This window comes from Streptomyces sp. S3(2020) (genome assembly GCF_013044505.1).
Taxonomy (GTDB): Bacteria; Actinomycetota; Actinomycetes; order Streptomycetales; family Streptomycetaceae; genus Streptomyces.
On record NZ_JABERD010000030.1, the window covers coordinates 50,268 to 67,345 of the forward strand.

General features: G+C 69.9%; 16 protein-coding genes, 2 tRNA genes and 1 pseudogene. 7 read left to right on the forward strand and 12 right to left on the reverse strand.

The window, feature by feature from the left end:
* Positions 1-60 precede the first annotated feature (60 nt).
* Positions 61-384 (forward strand): multidrug efflux SMR transporter, encoded by a 324-nt coding sequence (locus HLK59_RS12985; protein ID WP_171141533.1) that lies wholly within the window; start codon positions 61-63, stop codon positions 382-384.
* Between the two features lie 147 nt (positions 385-531).
* On the opposite strand, the gene HLK59_RS12990 is transcribed toward HLK59_RS12985, so the two are convergent.
* Positions 532-1,140 carry a TetR/AcrR family transcriptional regulator gene (locus HLK59_RS12990; protein ID WP_171141534.1) on the reverse strand — a complete coding sequence of 203 codons (609 nt, stop codon included), beginning with the start codon at positions 1,138-1,140 and terminating at the stop codon, positions 532-534.
* Positions 1,141-1,319: 179 nt separating this feature from the next.
* On the opposite strand from HLK59_RS12990, the gene hisN reads away from it, so the two are divergent.
* The 3 genes from hisN to HLK59_RS13005 all read left to right on the forward strand — a co-directional run bounded on the left by hisN (position 1,320) and on the right by HLK59_RS13005 (position 3,312).
* Positions 1,320-2,120 (forward strand): histidinol-phosphatase, encoded by an 801-nt coding sequence (gene hisN / locus HLK59_RS12995; protein ID WP_171141535.1) that lies wholly within the window; start codon positions 1,320-1,322, stop codon positions 2,118-2,120.
* Between the two features lie 136 nt (positions 2,121-2,256).
* On the forward strand, positions 2,257-2,649 hold the full coding sequence (locus HLK59_RS13000; RefSeq protein WP_171141536.1) for a CBS domain-containing protein: 393 nt from the start codon (positions 2,257-2,259) through the stop codon (positions 2,647-2,649).
* Between the two features lie 246 nt (positions 2,650-2,895).
* Positions 2,896-3,312 (forward strand): Fur family transcriptional regulator, encoded by a 417-nt coding sequence (locus HLK59_RS13005; protein WP_171141537.1) that lies wholly within the window; start codon positions 2,896-2,898, stop codon positions 3,310-3,312.
* 135 nt (positions 3,313-3,447) lie between these two features.
* On the opposite strand, the gene HLK59_RS13010 is transcribed toward HLK59_RS13005, so the two are convergent.
* The 4 genes from HLK59_RS13010 to HLK59_RS13025 form a co-directional block, all read right to left on the reverse strand.
* Positions 3,448-3,521: transfer RNA gene (locus tag HLK59_RS13010), tRNA-Met, on the reverse strand.
* Between the two features lie 79 nt (positions 3,522-3,600).
* Positions 3,601-5,433: a tetratricopeptide repeat protein gene (locus tag HLK59_RS13015; RefSeq protein ID WP_171141538.1), complete on the reverse strand. Its 1,833-nt coding sequence runs from the start codon at positions 5,431-5,433 to the stop codon at positions 3,601-3,603.
* 206 nt (positions 5,434-5,639) lie between these two features.
* A tRNA-Met gene (locus tag HLK59_RS13020) sits at positions 5,640-5,713 on the reverse strand.
* A 59-nt stretch (positions 5,714-5,772) separates the two neighbouring features.
* Complete coding sequence (locus HLK59_RS13025) at positions 5,773-8,703, reverse strand: UPF0182 family protein (RefSeq protein WP_206327081.1); 2,931 nt, start codon at positions 8,701-8,703, stop codon at positions 5,773-5,775.
* Positions 8,704-8,866: 163 nt separating this feature from the next.
* Between HLK59_RS13025 and HLK59_RS13030 the strand changes: the two genes are divergently transcribed.
* Entirely contained in the window at positions 8,867-9,409 is a 543-nt protein-coding gene (locus tag HLK59_RS13030; protein ID WP_171141540.1) for a PPA1309 family protein, read from the forward strand.
* Between the two features lie 106 nt (positions 9,410-9,515).
* Here the strand turns inward: HLK59_RS13030 and HLK59_RS13035 are convergent, their stop codons facing one another.
* From HLK59_RS13035 to HLK59_RS13050, 4 genes are all read right to left on the reverse strand, one after another.
* Positions 9,516-10,613, reverse strand: a complete 1,098-nt coding sequence (locus tag HLK59_RS13035; protein ID WP_171141541.1) for a PDZ domain-containing protein — start codon at positions 10,611-10,613, stop codon at positions 9,516-9,518.
* A 36-nt stretch (positions 10,614-10,649) separates the two neighbouring features.
* A complete protein-coding gene (locus HLK59_RS13040; protein ID WP_171141490.1) occupies positions 10,650-10,862 on the reverse strand; it encodes a hypothetical protein in 213 nt (70 codons plus the stop codon).
* A 75-nt stretch (positions 10,863-10,937) separates the two neighbouring features.
* Positions 10,938-11,399, reverse strand: a complete 462-nt coding sequence (locus HLK59_RS13045) for a molybdenum cofactor biosynthesis protein MoaE (protein WP_171141542.1) — start codon at positions 11,397-11,399, stop codon at positions 10,938-10,940.
* Between the two features lie 102 nt (positions 11,400-11,501).
* Positions 11,502-12,614 (reverse strand): SDR family oxidoreductase, encoded by a 1,113-nt coding sequence (locus tag HLK59_RS13050; RefSeq protein WP_171141543.1) that lies wholly within the window; start codon positions 12,612-12,614, stop codon positions 11,502-11,504.
* 193 nt (positions 12,615-12,807) lie between these two features.
* On the opposite strand from HLK59_RS13050, the gene HLK59_RS13055 reads away from it, so the two are divergent.
* On the forward strand, positions 12,808-14,241 hold the full coding sequence (locus HLK59_RS13055) for a zinc-dependent metalloprotease (protein WP_171141544.1): 1,434 nt from the start codon (positions 12,808-12,810) through the stop codon (positions 14,239-14,241).
* Positions 14,238-14,753: an NUDIX hydrolase gene (locus HLK59_RS13060; protein ID WP_171141545.1), complete on the forward strand. Its 516-nt coding sequence runs from the start codon at positions 14,238-14,240 to the stop codon at positions 14,751-14,753. The genes HLK59_RS13055 and HLK59_RS13060 overlap by 4 nt, the downstream gene beginning before the upstream one ends.
* Before the next feature lie 51 nt (positions 14,754-14,804).
* Here HLK59_RS13060 and HLK59_RS13065 read toward each other — a convergent pair whose 3' ends face one another.
* From HLK59_RS13065 to HLK59_RS13075, 3 genes and pseudogenes are all read right to left on the reverse strand, one after another.
* A complete protein-coding gene (locus tag HLK59_RS13065; RefSeq protein WP_171141546.1) occupies positions 14,805-15,560 on the reverse strand; it encodes an AIM24 family protein in 756 nt (251 codons plus the stop codon).
* Positions 15,561-15,577: 17 nt separating this feature from the next.
* On the reverse strand, positions 15,578-16,258 hold the full coding sequence (locus HLK59_RS13070) for an AIM24 family protein (RefSeq protein ID WP_171141547.1): 681 nt from the start codon (positions 16,256-16,258) through the stop codon (positions 15,578-15,580).
* 11 nt (positions 16,259-16,269) lie between these two features.
* Positions 16,270-17,052 (reverse strand): annotated as a pseudogene (locus tag HLK59_RS13075) (AIM24 family protein); the annotation flags it as partial.
* Positions 17,053-17,078: the final 26 nt, after the last annotated feature.

Here is a 17,078-nt window from a genome sequence, read left to right on the forward strand (position 1 = left end):
CTCCGTACAGGTGAGGTAAAGGCATAATCGCACCGAGCCGGACATACGGGAGGACAGCACATGGCGTGGCTGCTGGTGGTGGTCGCCGGGTTGTTGGAGACCGGTTTCGCCGTGTGCCTCAAGCTTTCGCACGGTTTCACTCGACTGTGGCCCACGGTCGCGTTCTGCATCTTCGCGCTGGGCAGCTTCGGTCTGCTGACCCTGGCGCTGAGGAAGCTCGACGTGGGCCCGGCGTACGCGGTGTGGACCGGCATCGGCGCGGCGGGCACCGCGATCTACGGCATGGTCTTCCTCGGCGACCTGGTGTCGACGCTGAAGCTCGTCTCGATCAGCCTGGTCATCGTGGGCGTGATCGGCCTCCAGCTGTCCGGCTCGGCGCACTGAGCGCTCCGCTGGACGAGCGGTGATGTGCCGTCGTTCGGCTGCGGCGCCGTCGTGGCCGGTCGCGCCCGCGCGGCGGTGGCCGCACATCGATACGGCCCCACGCCCCTTCGGGACGCGCCCGACCCGCTTGGACCTGCGGCGGTCGACTCACACCTGCTGCCGGTGCAGTGCGCTGCGCACCAGGTCCGCGACCCCGCCCTCACCCGGCGGGGCCGCCACGCAGGACAGCGCGATCCGCACGGTCAGCTCGCAGGAGCGGGCGAGGTCGGCGAGGTCCGACTTGTTGTGCGCACCGGGTCCGGCGAGCACCGCCACGGCCCGGTCGCGGACCATTGCCACGAAGTCGCCGGGCGACGGCAGCGGTCCGTCCGCCCGGCGCTGTGCCGGTACGGCCGAGGAGGACGGCACCGCGGACAACGTCGGGGAGGGCAGCCGTTCGCTCCAGCAGCCGGTGAGCATGGCCCGTACGAGCGCGTTGTCCTTGGCGGTGACGGCGGTCCACTCGGCGGTCGCGGTCAGCCGCTCACGCGCGTCGCTGTGCGTGGCGAGGGCGCGCTCGACGCCGGCGAGAAATCCGTCGGCCTCCCTTCTCACCAGCGCGCGGGCCAGCCCTTCCTTGCTCCCGAACTCGTTGTAAAGCGTCTGCCGGGACACTCCTGCCGCCGCGGCGACATCCACCATCCGCACGGTGGACCACGGCCGGCGGGCCAGCGCCGTGTACGCGGCGTCCAGCAGGGATTCCCTCGCTGCAGGCATCATCGCCTCCTAGGGGCGAGCGGCTCTGGGCCCAGATTTGACGCGCGTGAGGGCACTGTCAAGGGTTCGCGAAGGCATCGGGGGGCGCCCTTGATCCACCGCACGCCGTCCGCGCCGGGGCCGTCCGCGCCTTGGTCCCGTGTAGCCCCGCACCGACCACGGCAGATACCGTTCGCCCCATGCCGGACTACCTTGACGACCTCCGCTTCGCCCACGTCCTCGCGGACGCGGCCGACGCCACCACCATGGACCGCTTCAAGGCGCTGGACCTCAAGGTCGAGACGAAGCCGGACATGACCCCGGTGAGCGAGGCGGACAAGGCGGCGGAGGAAATCATCCGCACCCACCTCCAGCGCGCCCGCCCGCGGGACGCGATCCTCGGCGAGGAGTACGGCGTCCAGGGCACCGGCCCCCGCCGCTGGGTGATCGACCCGATCGACGGCACCAAGAACTACGTCCGCGGCGTCCCCGTCTGGGCCACCCTGATCTCCCTGATGGAGGCGGCGGAGGGCGGCTACCGGCCCGTCGTCGGCGTCGTCTCCGCCCCCGCGCTCAACCGCCGCTGGTGGGCCGCGAAGGGGCACGGCGCCTTCACCGGGCGCAGCCTCACCTCGGCCTCGCGGCTGCGTGTCTCCCGTGTCTCGAAGATGGCGGACGCGTCCTTCGCGTACTCCTCCCTGAGCGGCTGGGAGGAGCAGAGCCGCCTCAACGGCTTCCTGGACCTGACCCGCGATGTGTGGCGCACGCGCGCGTACGGCGACTTCTGGCCCTACATGCTGGTCGCCGAGGGCGCGGTGGACCTCTGCGCCGAACCGGAGCTCTCCCTCTGGGACATGGCCGCCAACGCGATCATCGTGACGGAGGCCGGCGGCTCCTTCACCGGCCTCGACGGCCGTCCCGGCCCGCACAGCGGCAACGCGGCCGCCTCCAACGGGCTGCTCCACGACGAGATGCTGGGATACCTCAACCAGCGGTACTGATCGCGCACGCCCTCAATCGGCCCCGCGCGCCCTCTTGTTGACCCTCGCTTTACCTGCGACTCTGAGGGGACCCTCATTTGTGAACTTGTGAATCCTCGAACTATCCCGGGGATTCGTAGGAGGTGACTCCGCACCCATGCTCGTCCGTGACGCCATGAGCACAGTGGTCCTCACCATCGGCCCCGCCCACACCCTCCGCCAAGCCGCCGCACTGATGTCCGCCCGGCGCGTCGGCGCGGCCGTGATCCTCGACCCCGATGCCGGCGGCATCGGCATCCTCACCGAACGCGACGTCCTCAACGCCGTGGGACTGGGCCAGAGTCCGGACACGGAACGCGTCCACGACCACACCACCACCGACGTCGTCTTCGCGGCACCGTCCTGGACCCTGGAGGAGGCGGCCCGGGCCATGGCCCACGGCGGCTTCCGGCACCTCATCGTCCTGGACCGCGGCGAGCCGGTCGGCATCGTCTCGGTCCGCGACATCATCCGCTGCTGGGCACCGGCCAGACAGCACGTCCCCGCCTGAACACACGGATGGGCCGGACTCCTCACGCAGGGGTCCGGCCCATCTGTTCACGGCAAGCGGTCCAGTGCCGGGGTGGCCGCACAGGGCCTGGACGGCGACCTCCCGGCCACTTGCCGCAGCTTTCGTCACTCCGGGCACTTGGCCAAGAGCATGCTCGATCCTACAATGGACTATGTCTAAGTCAAGCAAGGCTCTAAAATCACACCTCTTCGGGACCTTGGTCCCCCTGCTGTTAAGGTGACCCCTATGAGTGACCTTCTGGAACGACTGCGCGGCCGCGGATGGCGAATGACCGCGCAGCGGCGCGTCGTGGCCGAGGTCCTCGACGGCGATCACGTCCACCTGACGGCCGACGAGGTCCACGCCCGGGCCGTCGTCAAGCTGCCCGAGATCTCCCGCGCGACCGTCTACAACACGCTGGGCGAACTGGTCTCCCTGGGCGAGGTGCTCGAGGTCGCCACCGACAAGCGCGCCAAGCGGTACGACCCGAACGCGCACCGTCCGCACCACCACCTGGTCTGCGCCCAGTGCGGCGCGATCCGCGACGTCCACCCGAGCGGCGACCCGCTCACCGACCTCCCCGACTCGGAGCGCTTCGGCTTCGCGGTCTCGGGCGTCGAGGTCACGTACCGCGGCATCTGCCCGAACTGCGCGGCGGCATAAGCCTGTTCCCCCGAGCCCCGGCCCCTCTTGGGCGCCGGGGCTCTGCGCTGCCCGCGCACAACGGACGACAGAGCACACACCACGGACAAACACCGAGGGCCGGAACCCTTTCGGATTCCGGCCCTCGGCCTTCAGTAGCGGGGACAGGATTTGAACCTGCGACCTCTGGGTTATGAGCCCAGCGAGCTACCGAGCTGCTCCACCCCGCGTCGGTGAAATGAACACTACGTCAACGGGGAGGACGGAAGCAAATCGCTTGTCCGGCGCCTGCGCCGCGCGACCCCACCGTCAAGCCGACAGTTCCTGCCGCAGCGCGTCCCGCAGCCGAGCCGCCCGCTCCGACACCTCTCCCGGCCCCAGCGTCACCGCCAGGTCGGCCCACCGCTGCCCCTCCGCGAGCTCCCCACGACGCGCGTAGACCAGGGCCAGCCGCAACGCCGCCCGCCCGTGCCCCGCATCGGCCGCACGAGTCCACCACACGGCCGCCTCGGGCTCGCTGCCCTCCCGGGCCAGCAGCAGCCCGAGATTGAAGGCGCCGTTCCGGGACCCGGCCTCGGCCGCCTCCCGGTACCAGCGAGCCGCCTCGACGACATCCCCGCGCGCGGCGGCCAGCATCCCCACCCGCACCTGCGCCCGCCGGTGCCCCTGGGAAGCCGCCCGCTCGTACCACTCCTCACACTCGCTCTTGGACAGGTGCACGGGCTCCCCCAGCTCATGGGCGGGCGCGGGCGGGCGCCGGGCGTCCAGCACGGTCGCCAGCCGATACGCCGCCTCCGCACTGCCACCCCCCGCCGCACACCGCAGATGCCGCTCCGCCGCGGCCTCGTCCCCGTCCCGCAACCGCGCGATCCCGACCTGGAGCGCCGCCTCGGTGTGCCCGGCCGCCGCGGCCCGCTCGTACCACCGCAGCGCGACCACGTCCTCACCCCGCCCGGCGAAGAGAATCCCGAGGTTGAACGCCGCGTCCACGCTCCCGGCCTCGGCCGCCTTGGAGAACCACGGCTCGGACCCGGCGGTGTCCCCGCCCTGCAACAGCAGGATCGCCAGCGCGTTCGCCGCCTCACGGTGCCCGGCGTACGCCGCCCGCCGGTACCACTGCTCGGCCTGCGCGGTCCGGGCCTGCTCGGCACAGAGCAGCCCGAGGTTGTACGCGCCGTTGACATCACCGGCGTCCATCGCGGCCCGGTACCAGCGCTCGGCGGTCTGCGTCTCGCCCCGCTCGGCGTGCAGCGCGCCCAGCGCGTTCGCCGCGTTGCCGTCGCCGTCCTGCGCGGCCCGCAGCCACCAGAGGGCGGCGCTCTCGACGTCTCCCGCGTCACGCAGCAGGAACCCGAGCGCACAGGCGGCCCGCGCCTCGCCGTCCTTGGCGGAGGTCAGGTACCAGCGCCCGGCCTCCTTGAGCTCACCGCGCCGCTCCAGGATCGCACCGAGCTGCAGCGCGGCCCGCCGGTGTCCGCGCGCGGCGGCCTGCCGGTACCACTGCTCGGCGTCCTGGGAGACACCGTTGTCGGCCCCGGCGTCCCCCTCGGCCGGCGTCTCGCGGTCGAGAGCGCGCGCCAGTCGGTAGGCCGCCTCGCGGTGCCCCCGCTCGGCCGCGGCCCGCATCCACTGCCCGGCCGCCGCGTCCCCGCGGTGCTCCAGCAGATCGGCGAGCGCGTACGCGCCGAGGGCGTGTCCCTGCTCGGCGGACTGGCGCAGCCAGTACTCGGCGGCGGGCTCGTCGCCCTTCTCCCGGCGGTGACGCCCCAGCGCGTGCGCGGCCGCGGCGGACCCGGCGACGGCGGCGATCCGCCACCATCCGGCGGCCTCGTCGGCGTATCCGCGCTGGTGCAGAAGGACACCCAGGTTGTTGGCGGCGGCCCGGTCGCCCGCGGCGGTGGCAGCACGCAGCAGGGGTTCGGCTCCGTCGAGATCACCGCGGCGCAGCAGCATGGCCCCGAGGACGCTCATCGCCTCGACATCGCCGGCTTCCGCGGCGAGCCGCTGCCTTGCTTCCTCGGCGGCCTCACCGGTCTCGTCCCGGTCGGAAGGCTGCACAAGATCGGCAGACTGCACAAAGTCAGCAGACTGCTCAAACCGCCCTGTCTCCAACAGAGTTGCCTTGTCCCCCATAACGTCCATCGTCGCACCACCTGCAACCTGGGTACACCTGGTATACCGCAGCCAGTGAGGTCACTTCAGCGTTTTGTCGACATGCCCACAGAGAGACAAGTCAAACACAGTTCCCCCAACTCCCCACGGCGGCACGTCCATCCCTCCCCCGGCACATGCGTTCGCACATCACGAAGGCCCGGATCCTTGATCAGGATCCGGGCCTTCGTTTTCAGTAGCGGGGACAGGATTTGAACCTGCGACCTCTGGGTTATGAGCCCAGCGAGCTACCGAGCTGCTCCACCCCGCGCCGTTGTGTTCCAACCGTACCACGGCGCGGGAGGGGCATTTGACCAGCTCAGGAACCGGTCAGCCGCTGGGACTGCTGCTCGGACTCGGACTGCCGCTCGGACTCGGACTGGCGCCGCCGGACTTGTCCTCCTCGGCCTGTGCGTCCTCGGCCCGTTGCAGGGCGTCCTCCAGGTCCTTCTGCGCCTGGCCGTACGCCTCCCAGTCGCCCTTCTTCAGGGCCGCCTGGCCCTCCTCGAAGGCCTTCTGGGCGTCGTTCAACGCCTCTTGGACCGTCGGGTTGTCGGAGGTCGGTGGCGGAGTCGTGGTGCCCCCGCCGTCGTCCTCCGGTGGCGTGGTGGTCTCGCCGTCCGCTCCGAAGACCTTGTTGAGGGCCTCGTCGAGAGTGTCCTCGAAGGCGGTGTTGCCTCCGTAGGTCACCAACACCTTCCGCAGCAGCGGGTACTTCAGTCCACCACCGCGTACGTAGACCGGCTCCACGTACAGCAGTCCTCCGTCGAGCGGCACCGTCAGCAGGTTGCCGTACTCGACGCTGGAATCACCTCTGTTGAGGAGGCTGATGGTCTCGGCGATGTCCTGTTCGGAGTTGAACGTGCTCTGCACCTGTTTGGGGCCGCTGACCGTGGTGTTCGTCGGCAGTTTCAGGATTCTGATCTTGCCGTAGTCCGAGGTGCCCGCCTCGGCGTCCACCGACATGAACGCACTGAGGTTGTCCCGGCCGTTGGGCGTGAACGTCGTCGTGAGCGAGAACGCCTGGTCCTTCTGGTCGGGCATCTTCATGCTGAGGTAGTACGGCGGCACCGCGTCGCCCGACTTGTTGGTGGGGTCGTCCGGCACCTGCCACACCTCGGAGCCGCTGAGGAACGTCGTGGCGTCCTCCACGTGGTAGCGGCTGAGCAGTTCGCGCTGGACCTTGAACAGGTCCTGCGGGTACCGCAGATGGTCCATCAGCGACTGCGTGATGGCGGTCTTCGGCTCCACCGTGCCCGGGAACGCCTTCATCCAGGTCTTCAGGACCGGGTCCTTGGTGTCCCACTGGTAGAGCTTGACCTCGCCGGTGTACGCGTCGACGGTCGCCTTCACCGAGTTGCGGATGTAGTTGACCTGGTTCTGCTGGGCCACCACCGCACGCGAGTTGTTCGTCGCGGTCAGCGAGTCGGCCGTGGTGTCACCGAGGGTCGTACGGGACGAGTACGGGTAGCCGTTCGTCGTCGTGTACGCGTCGACGATCCACTGGATCTCGCCGTCGACGACCGCCGGGTAGGCGTCGCCGTCGATGGTCAGCCACGGGGCGACCGCCTCGACGCGCTCCTTGGGCGTGCGGTTGTACAGGATCCGCGAGCCCTCGCCGATCGCGCCGGAGTAGAGGATCTGCGGCTCGTTGAACGCCACCGCGTACGCGGCCCGGTTGACCGGGTTGGAGAGGTTGACCCCGCTCTTGCCGGTGTAGCTGAAGGTCTTCTCGCCGTTGTCGTCGGAGTAGTCGATCTCCTTCTGGGGACCGCCGACGATCGAGTACTCGGTGGTCTTCTCGCCGTAGTAGACCCGCTGCTGATACGTCCCGAGGTCACCCTGCGACGGCAGGTTGGACTCGGTGAAGACCGGGCGGCCCTCGGAGTCGGCGGTGGTGCCCTTGGCGGCGACCACGCCGTAGCCGTGGGTGTAGCGGAAGTGGTCGTTGATCCAGTTGTTCTTCGGGATGCCGGCGAGGTTCAGCTCGCGCAGACCGATGACCGTGTCCTGGTCCTTGCCGTCCTTGCTGTAGCGGTCGACGTCCAGGTTGGTCGGGAACGCGTAGTAGTTACGCATCTGCTGGAGCTGCTGGAACGTCGGGGAGACGATGTTCGGGTCCATCACGCGGATGCTGGCCGTGCTGTCGACGTCGTCGCGCAGCTTGGTCTTGTCCGTGGTGGTGGACGCGCCCCCGTACTCGGTGACCTGGGCGTCGTCGATGCCGTAGGCCTCACGCGTCGCCTTGAGGTTCTTGGAGACGTACGGCGCCTCCTTGGCCTGCTCGTTCGGCTGGACCTGGAACTTCTGGACGATCGCCGGGTACAGCCCGCCGATGAGGATCGCCGAGAGGACCATCAGGCCGAAGCCGATGACGGGCAGCTGCCAGGTGCGCCGCCACAGGGTGGCGAAGAACAGCAGGGCGCAGATGACGGCGATGCAGAACAGGATCGTCTTGGCCGGCAGATAGGCGTTCGCGTCGACGTACCTCAGGCCGGTCCAGTTGTCGGTCGCCTTGAAGTCGCTGGACTTGACCGCGAGGCCGTACCGGTCGAGCCAGTAGGCCACCGCCTTCAGGGCGACGAAGATGCCCATCAGGACGGACAGGTGCCCCGTGGCGGCGGCCGTGGCGCGCGCTCCCGGGCTGGTGATCCTGAGCCCGCCGTACAGGTAGTGCGTCAGCGCGGCGGCGATCACGGACAGGATCGCGGCTGCGAAGCCGAAGCCGAGCAGGAACCGGTACCAGGGCAGGTCGAAGGTGAAGAAGGAGATGTCGAGCTTGAACTGCGGGTCCTTCTCACCGAAGGAGACGCCGTTGACCCACATCAGCCAGGTCCGCCACTGGCTCGACGCCGAGGCGCCGGCGATGAGGCCGACCAGCGCGGTGATCCCCAGCAGCAGCCACTTCTTGTAGGGCGCGATGCCCATCCGGTAGCGGTCGAGGTTCTGCTGCTCCATCGACATGGCGCTCAGCGGCGGCCGCAGCCGGTGCGCCAGCCAGATGTTGAAGCCGACCGCAAGGGCCATCAGCAGACCGAAGACGAAGAACAGCCCGATCTTCGTCCACAGGGTCGTCGTGAACACGGACGAGTAGTTCACCGACCGGTACCAGAGCCAGTCCGTCCAGAACCCGGCGAACATCGTGAACGCCATGCCGAGCACGGCAAGGACGCCCAGTGTCATGAGCAGGGTCCGGACGCGCCGGGACGGGCGGCCCACTCTGATCCGTGGCCCCGTCGGGCCTCCGCCGCGGTCCGGCATCTGGAAAGCCAAGGTGCGCACCTCGAAAGTCGCTGTTGGTCCGTCAGACCCGCGTCCCCGCGGGCCGTCCGTGGGCCACGTGATCGTAGGCCCTCACCTATGCAACTTACTCACGCTTTACTCGGTTCCCGATTCCGGCCATGAACGAGGCAGGATTGTGACTATGTCCAACACTCCCATGGCAGCGAGCCCTCTGACCCGGGCCGTACTCGAGATCGACGAGTACGTGTCCGGCCTCGGCTGGGACCAGCCCGCTCGCCTCTTCGCCCTCGTAGACACCGCCCGGCTGCGTGCTCAGGAACCCGGCCTCGCGGCCCAGCTCGGCCTGGAGGACGAGCAGGAGACCACCGGTCTCACCCCGATCGAGCAGGAGGAGATCCCGGCGGGCAAGCCGCTGGACGATTTCCTCGGCACGATCGCCTGGCCCGACCCGGTGGTCGGCTGCGCCCTGACGGTGGAGCGCCTGATGCTCCCGCCGTCCGCCGAGGCGTCCGTCCCGGAGGGCCTGAGCGACAAGAAGCTCGCCCAGTGGGTCGCGAAGCACCCCGACCGCCAGGAGGTCCGCATGACGGTCGCGGTCCTGCGCGACGGCACCCGCGACTCGGCCCTGCGCCTGCGTGAGAAGGACTCCCCGACAGAGGTCCTCACGGGCGGCGACCTGGTGCCGGGGCTGGCGGAGGCGCTGTCGGCGACGTTCGAGGACTGAGTTCTTCTTCCACGTCGTTGTTCCGCGGGACTTCTTCTCGTACGACAACGGGGGCGCCCTCGGTCCTGGGGGCGCCCCCGTTCACGTACGCGCGCGTGTCTTCGCGTCAGCCCTTGGTCGTGCACTTGGGCAGGTCGGCGGTGTCGCCGGAGCGGATGTCCTTGAGGGCGCCCAGGGCGTCCTCGATGGTGTCCACCTTGACCAGCGTGAGCCCGCTGGGGGTGTCCTTGGCGGCCGCCGAGCAGTTGTCGGCCGGGGTCAGGAAGTACTGGGCGCCCTTGTCGCGGGCGCCGACGGTCTTCATCTCGATGCCGCCGATCGGGCCGACCTTGCCGTCGTCGTCGATGGTGCCGGTGCCGGCCACGAACTTGCCTCCGGTGAGACTGCCCGGGGTGAGCTTGTCGTAGATGCCGAGCGCGAACATGAGCCCGGCACTCGGACCTCCGACATCGGCGAGCTTGATGTCGATGGTGAACGGGAAGGTGTGGTCGGTCCCGGCGGAGATCCCGACGACGGCGCGCTTCTCACCGTCGTCGTCGGACTCCTTGGTCGTGACGGTCACGTCCTCGGTCTTGGTCGCCGTCCGCTGCTCCTTCTCGGCGGCGGCCTGCTCCTTGGCGGGCACGATGGTGAAGACGACCTTCTCGCCGGCCTTGTGCTTCGTGACCAGTTCGGCGACGTCGGCGGGCTCCTTGACGGTGGTCCCGTCGACGGCCTTGATGACGTCACCGGCGTGCAGCCTGCCCTGGGACGGGGAGTCCTTGACGACCGTGGAGACGATCACGAAGGACTTCACGGGGACGTCCAGCTCCTTCAGGGCGGCGACCTTGGCGCTCTCCTGGGACTGGCTGAACTCCTCGGCGTTCTCCTGGGTGGACTGCTCCTCGGTCTTGCCGTCCGGGTAGAGCGTGTCGTGCGGCACGACCTTGTTGTCGTGGGCGAGCCACCCGTACACGGCCTCGACGATGTTCATCTTGTAGTCGGCGCTGGTGACCCGGACGGTGGTCATGTTCAGATGCCCGCTCGTCGCGTACGTCTTGCGACCGGAGATCTGGAGCACCGGCTCGCCGTCGTGATCGCCCAGGGTGTTCACCGTCGGGCCCGGGGACATCTCCGCGTACGGCACGGGGATCAACACACCCGCGCACAGGAGCGCGATCAGCATCAGGGTGGAGGCGAGCATCGTCGCGGTGCGGCGTGGCATGCCACGACAGTACGGGACGCCCCTGTCAGCGACCCGTCAGGGCTGCCTCTCCATGGCCTCGCGGAAGCGGGCGTACCCGTCCAGCTCAGGCCCGTCGCTGCGCACCCTGCGGGTCCGGTTGGCCCAACTGCCCCACAGACCGGCACCGATCGCAGCCAACAGCGGAATCAGCAACCAGGCGAGCGCCGCCATACCGACCTCCCGACCCCCGATGAGCGACCGCAACTGACTGATCAGCAGATTAACCATCCGCACTGACAACGCTCATGCCAGGGGGGCGGTTACGCAACCGGAGCTCTGTGGCGGCTGAGGCTGTCGGGGGGGTCAGCAGGCTCCGACCCACTCCTCGGTGCCGTCGGAGAACTTCTGGTGCTTCCAGATGGGCACCTCGTGCTTGAGGTCGTCGATCAGCTTCCGGCAGGCCTCGAAGGCCTCCCCGCGATGCGGACACGACACGGCGACGACGACGGCGAGATCCCCGACGCTCAGATCGCCCACGCGATGCACCGCGGCCAGCGCCCGCACGGGGTACTCGGCGACGACCTTCTCGGCGATCCGCCGCATCTCCGCCTCGGCGCTGGGATGACACGAATACCCGAGCTCGTCGACGTCGGCTCCGCCGTCGTGATTCCGCACGGTCCCCACGAACAGCGCCGTCCCCCCGGCCGCGTCGTCCCCGACGGCCTTGAAGACTTCGTCCAGGGAGAGCGCGGTCTCACGAATGGCGATGAGCTTGATGGGGTCCTGCGCGCCCCGCTCACCGGGGTGATCGTCGATGGCTGCCATGCCCCCATCGTGCCCCATGCCCGTGACCACACGGAATAGCGTCATCCCCCGGCACACACGCGTGGGCGTTTGGAGCCTCCTACAAGTCCGGACCTCCCGGCCTCAGATCCGCCGCCGGGCCTTCCGGGCCCGCCGCACCACTGCGGCCGCACCCAGCAGCGCCACCGTCGCACCCGCGGCGCCCGCGGCCGTCGCGTCCTTGCGGCCCAGTCGGCGTCCCGCGACCGTGTGCCGCCCGGAGACCTCCTCCAGCAGCTCCGAGAGCACCTCCTCGTTGGTCCACTGCGGCCGCCATCCGGCGTCGTGGAGCCGGCTGCCGCTCACCACCCAGGGGTACATCGTGTAGGCGAGATCCCCGGCCGGGGACGGTGTGAGCCCGATCCGGTGCAGCCGGGCCGCGGCGCCCAGCGCGACGGCCGACGGCAGCTCCATCCGCCGGATCCCGCTGAGCTCCTCGACCTCCTCCTGCTCCAGCCACCCGTCGCACCCGACGGCGAGCTCACCCTCGACCTTCTCCAGGACGGCGTACTCCAGGGCACTGCACAGATCCTCGACGTGGCAGAACTGCCAGGCGGGCCGCGACCCGGCCACGACCAGCAGCCGGGGCGACTCGAAGTACCTGGTCAGCGCGGTGTCGGTGCCCCCGACGAGGACAGCGGGCCGCACCACGGTGACATTGAGCCCGGGGTGCGCCCGCGGAGCGCGCCGCGCGAGCCGCTCGACCTCCAGCAGGTCCCCGACCCCGGTCGCCTCCGCCGTCGCCCGCAGTTCCGCGTCCTCGGACAGCGGCAGCGCGTTGTCCGGAAGGGCGCCGTAGACCATGGCGGACGTGCACAGCACGACCCGGTGCACGCCGGCCGCGGCCGCGGCGGTCAGCACGGTCTGGGTACCGCGCACGTTGTACGCCGTACGGGCGGCGCCGTCGGTCTCCAGGTCGAGATCGAGGGCCAGGTGCACCACCACGTCCGCGCCCCGCAGCTTCTCCGCGATCGCCGGATCCCGTACATCCAGGATGTGCCACTGCGCCGCCGCGCACTCGCCCCGCCGCTCGTCGATGGCGATGACCTGCTTGATCTCCTCCGAAGCGGCGAGCCGCTCGGTGAGCAGCGCGCCGACACCGGAGGCGGCGCCGGTCACGGCGACGACCGGCCCGCGCAGGCCGGGATTGGTTGACTGGTTTCGCGCTGCGCGAACCTGTGGATCAGGGGAACTCACCGGGCGTCTCCAGCGGTTGTCTTCAGTACGGGCGCGAGTGACGCGTACGTACCAGGTGGCATCCATCCTGCCGCAGGCCGAGAGTCGGCGGAGCACCGAGGCCCGATCCGCCCACGGTGTCTACGCTGGGTGGTGTTATCGGGCAGTCGCGCCGCCGGAGAGACACCGGTGGCCTTACCAGCCGAGGAATCCCGTGAGTGACACCCCATTCGGATTCGGCCTTCCGCCGGAGGAGCCGGACGACGGCGACGAGGGCAAGAAGAAGGACCAGCAGAGCGGTGGTGGTCAGGGCCCGGCCAACCCGTTCGGTTTCGGCGGGCTGCCCGGAGCCGGCGGCTTCGGTGCCCCTGGTGCCGACAACCCGTTCGCTGCCATGTTCGGTTCCCTGAACCCCAACGACCTGGGCGCCGCGTTCCAGCAACTGGGCCAGATGCTCTCGTACGAGGGCGGCCCGGTGAACTGGGACATGGCCAAGCAGATCGCCCGCCAGACGGTCTCCCAGGGCACCGCGGACGGCACCAAGGACGCGAGCGTCGGCCCCGCCGAGCGCACCGCGGTCGAGGAGGCCGTCCGCCTGGCCGACCTGTGGCTCGACGACGCGACGTCCCTGCCGTCCGGCGCGGGCTCCGCCGTGGCGTGGTCCCGCGCGGAGTGGGTCGAGGCGACCCTGCCCGCGTGGAAGGAGCTCGTCGACCCGGTCGCCGAGCGCGTCGGCACCGCCATGGGCGACGTGCTGCCGGAGGAGATGCAGGCCATGGCGGGCCCGCTGATCGGCATGATGCGCTCGATGGGCGGCGCCATGTTCGGCCAGCAGATCGGGCAGGCCGTCGGCGTGCTCGCGGGCGAGGTCGTCGGCTCCACCGACATCGGCCTGCCGCTGGGCCCGTCCGGCCGGGCCGCGCTGCTGCCGGTGAACATCGAGGCGTTCGGCAAGGACCTCGGTGTGGCCAAGGAGGAGGTGCGGCTGTATCTCGCCCTGCGCGAGGCCGCCCACCAGCGCCTCTTCGCGCACGTGCCGTGGCTGCGCTCGCACCTGTTCGGCGCTGTCGAGGGGTACGCGCGCGGGATCAAGGTCGACACCGCCAAGCTGGAGGACGTGGTCGGCCAGTTCGACCCGCAGAATCCCGAGCAGTTGCAGGACGCCCTCCAGCAGGGCATGTTCCAGCCGGAGGACACGCCCGAGCAGAAGGCGGCCCTGGCCCGTCTGGAGACGGCTCTGGCGCTCGTCGAGGGCTGGGTGGACGCGGTGGTCCACGCGGCCGCGAAGCCCCGTCTGTCGTCCGCGGACGCGCTGCGCGAGACCCTGCGCCGCCGTCGTGCCTCGGGCGGTCCTGCCGAGCAGACCTTCGCCACGCTGATCGGCCTGGAGCTGCGCCCCCGCCGGCTGCGGGACGCCTCCCGCCTGTGGGCCTCGCTCACGGACGCGCGCGGTGTCGACGGCCGGGACGGTCTGTGGGCCCACCCGGACATGCTCCCGACCGCCTCCGACCTGGACGACCCGGACGGCTTCGTCCACCGCGAGCAGCTGGACTTCTCCGAACTGGACAAGATGCTCGGCGAGGCGGCGCAGAAGCCCGACCTGAAGAAGGACGCCGACACGGACGACAAGGGCGACGACACCGAGTGAGCCTGTTCGACGACGCGGTCCTCGTACTGAAGGGTTACGAGGACCAGGAGGAGCTGCGCCAGGGCTATCTGGACCATCTGGCGACGCACCCGGACGGCATGTGGAAGGCCTGCGGCGACGGGCACGTCACGGCGAGCGCGCTGGTCGTCGACCCGTCACGCGGGCGGGTCCTGCTGACCCTCCACAAGAAGCTCCGGATGTGGCTCCAGATGGGCGGCCACTGCGAACCGGTCGACGAGACCCTGGCCGCGGCCGCCCTGCGCGAGGGCACCGAGGAGTCGGGCATCGAGGGTCTGACCCTGCTGCCCGGCGGCCCGGTCCGCCTGGACCGCCACCACACGCCGTGCGCCTGGCACCTCGACGTCCAGTACGCGGCGCTGGCCCCGGCCGGGGCCCTGGAGGCGATCAGCGACGAGTCCCTCGACCTGCGCTGGTTCGCGTACGACGAGGTGGCGGACGTGGCGGACGAATCCGTCGTACGGCTGCTCGAAGCGACCCGGGCCAGGCTGTGAACGCGTAAGGGGCGACCACCATGGTGGTCGCCCCTTACCTGCCGGATGCGGCTAGCTCCAGGCGTTGCCCTGGTTCTGGGCGCGAACCCCCTGCTGTCCCATCCCGTACTGCGCGGCGAGGCCGGAGCCGATCTGGGCGTTCTGCGGTGGCAGCAGCTCGCTGGGCTGGACGATCGCGTAACCGCTGCCCATGAAGCTGAGCTCCCAGCCCTCACCGGTGTTGCCCCGGCGCCGGAACACCCCGGAGGAGTGCGTCTGGGCCTGCATCTGGACGCGCAGCGAGGTCGACCAGGCGACGATCGCGTCGGCGTCGCAGTTGACGTACTTGTCGGGCGTCACCTGCATCATCAGCGGCGCACCGGACGTCATGAGGGCGACCTTGCCGCGGCCGGTGATGTTGAGCTGGTACTTCCCGGAGCCGGAGATGCCGTAGAGGCTGTCGACGGCGATGACCTCGTGGTGCAGCGAGGAGTCCATGGCGAGGACGTAGTTGCTGTCGACGGTCAGCCCGTCCTGCTCCACATCCACCAGGTGGACGTGCTGCTTGAGGTTGGCGAGGTAGACCGTGCCCTGCCCGTGGCAGCGCATCAGGTCCAGGCCCTCGCCGGTGCTCGCACGCGCGCGTCCCTGCTGGTTGCTCTGGTACTCGGCGTCGAACTCCATCAGGCCCTGGTAGGCGACCATCGTGCCCTTGCGGGCGAGGATGTCGTCGTGGCCCTCCAGGGTGACGCGGAGCATCTGCTTGTTCTGCAGGCTCCAGCGCTCCTGGGTCTGCTGGTCGTTGTAGGCGAAAAGCGGACTCTGCATGACGTTCTGGCTCCCCCTCAGCCCCGGACCCGGAGGCGGTCGGTGCTGTCCTCGCTGGGCTGGACGACGACGATGCCCTGGCCCGAGAAGGCCATCTGGTAGGCCTCACCGCTGCCGCGGCCGATGAGCGACTGCGCCTTGAAGCTGCGCTTGCCCTTCACCTTGAGGTTCGGGGACCAGGCGACGAGCGCGTCGGGGTCGACGTACGTCTCGTCCTCGCCACCGCCGCAGTCGACGACGATCGGCTTGCCCCGGGAGGTCAGCGCGACCCAGCCCTGCCCGGAGATCTTGGTGTTCCACAGTCCCTGCCCGGCGAACTTCGCCAACCCCTTCACCCGCTCGACACCCCAGGTGAGGTGCGCGTCGAAGGCGAGCAGGTTGGTGGCGTTGACGGAGATGCCGTCGCCGTTGAGGTTGATGACGACCACGTTGGCGCCGTAGTCGGCGAGATAGAGCAGTCCGTCGCCGGAGCACTTCATCAGGGGCGCGCCCTCGCCGGTCATCCAGTCCTTGGCGATCTGGCGCACGGCTGGCGGGTTGGGCTCGTACTGGACGAACCCTTCGTAGGCGACCATCGAGCCCACGCGCGCGAAGAGGTCGTTCCCGGTCTGCATGGCGATCTTCGCCATGTGGTTGCCGTGGTTCTCCATGCGGGCCGTGACGGGCGCGGGAGCGAAGCCCGCGAGTGGCTGGTTCATGACGGACTCCCTCAGATCTCGTACGGCTGGACGACGATGAAGTTGCCGGGCGCGGCCCGGAACTGAAGGTTGACGCTCTCGCCGGTGTCACCGGGGTAGGCGTTGCGCCGCATCCGGACCTGGCTGGAGACGACCACCTGGGCCGCGGACGACCAGGCGACCACGGCGTTGGCGTCGGCGAACGTCGTGGGCGTCACCGGCAGCACCACGGGCGTGCCGTGCGTCTTGAGGACGATCGTGCCGGTGCCCTGGAACAGCATCGTGAACAGCGCGCCGCCCGGGATGCCGTGTCCTTCGATACGGCGGACCTCGTACTGGAGGCTCTCGTCGAAGGCGAGGACGTTCTCGGCGGAGACGCAGATGCCGTCGCCCTGGAGTTCGATGGGGTGCAGCATCGTGGAGTTCTCGGCGAGGAAGACCTGACCCTGGCCGGTGCAGCGCATCAGCTGCATCTCCTGGCCGGTCGCGTTGCCGACGACCCGCCCTGCGAAGCCGGCGCCCTTGTAGCTGAAGTCGACCTTGCCCTGGTAGAGCACCATGCTGCCCTGCCGGGCCAGCACGGGGTGACCGCCGATACCGAGGTCGACGCGGACGAGCTTCTTGTTCTGCTGCGTCCAGCGCTGGCCGGTGGGCGTCTCCTTGAACTGCTGGAGGGCTCCGGCGACACCGGCGGCCTGGGGTGTGCCCTGCGGTACGCCCTGGGGCGCGCCGTAGGGGGCCTGCTGGCCCGGGACCTGGCCGTACGGAGGCTGCTGACCGTAGCCCGGGGGCGGGGTCGGCTGGCCGTAGCCGGGTTACTGTCAGCAGCCTCCGTACGGCC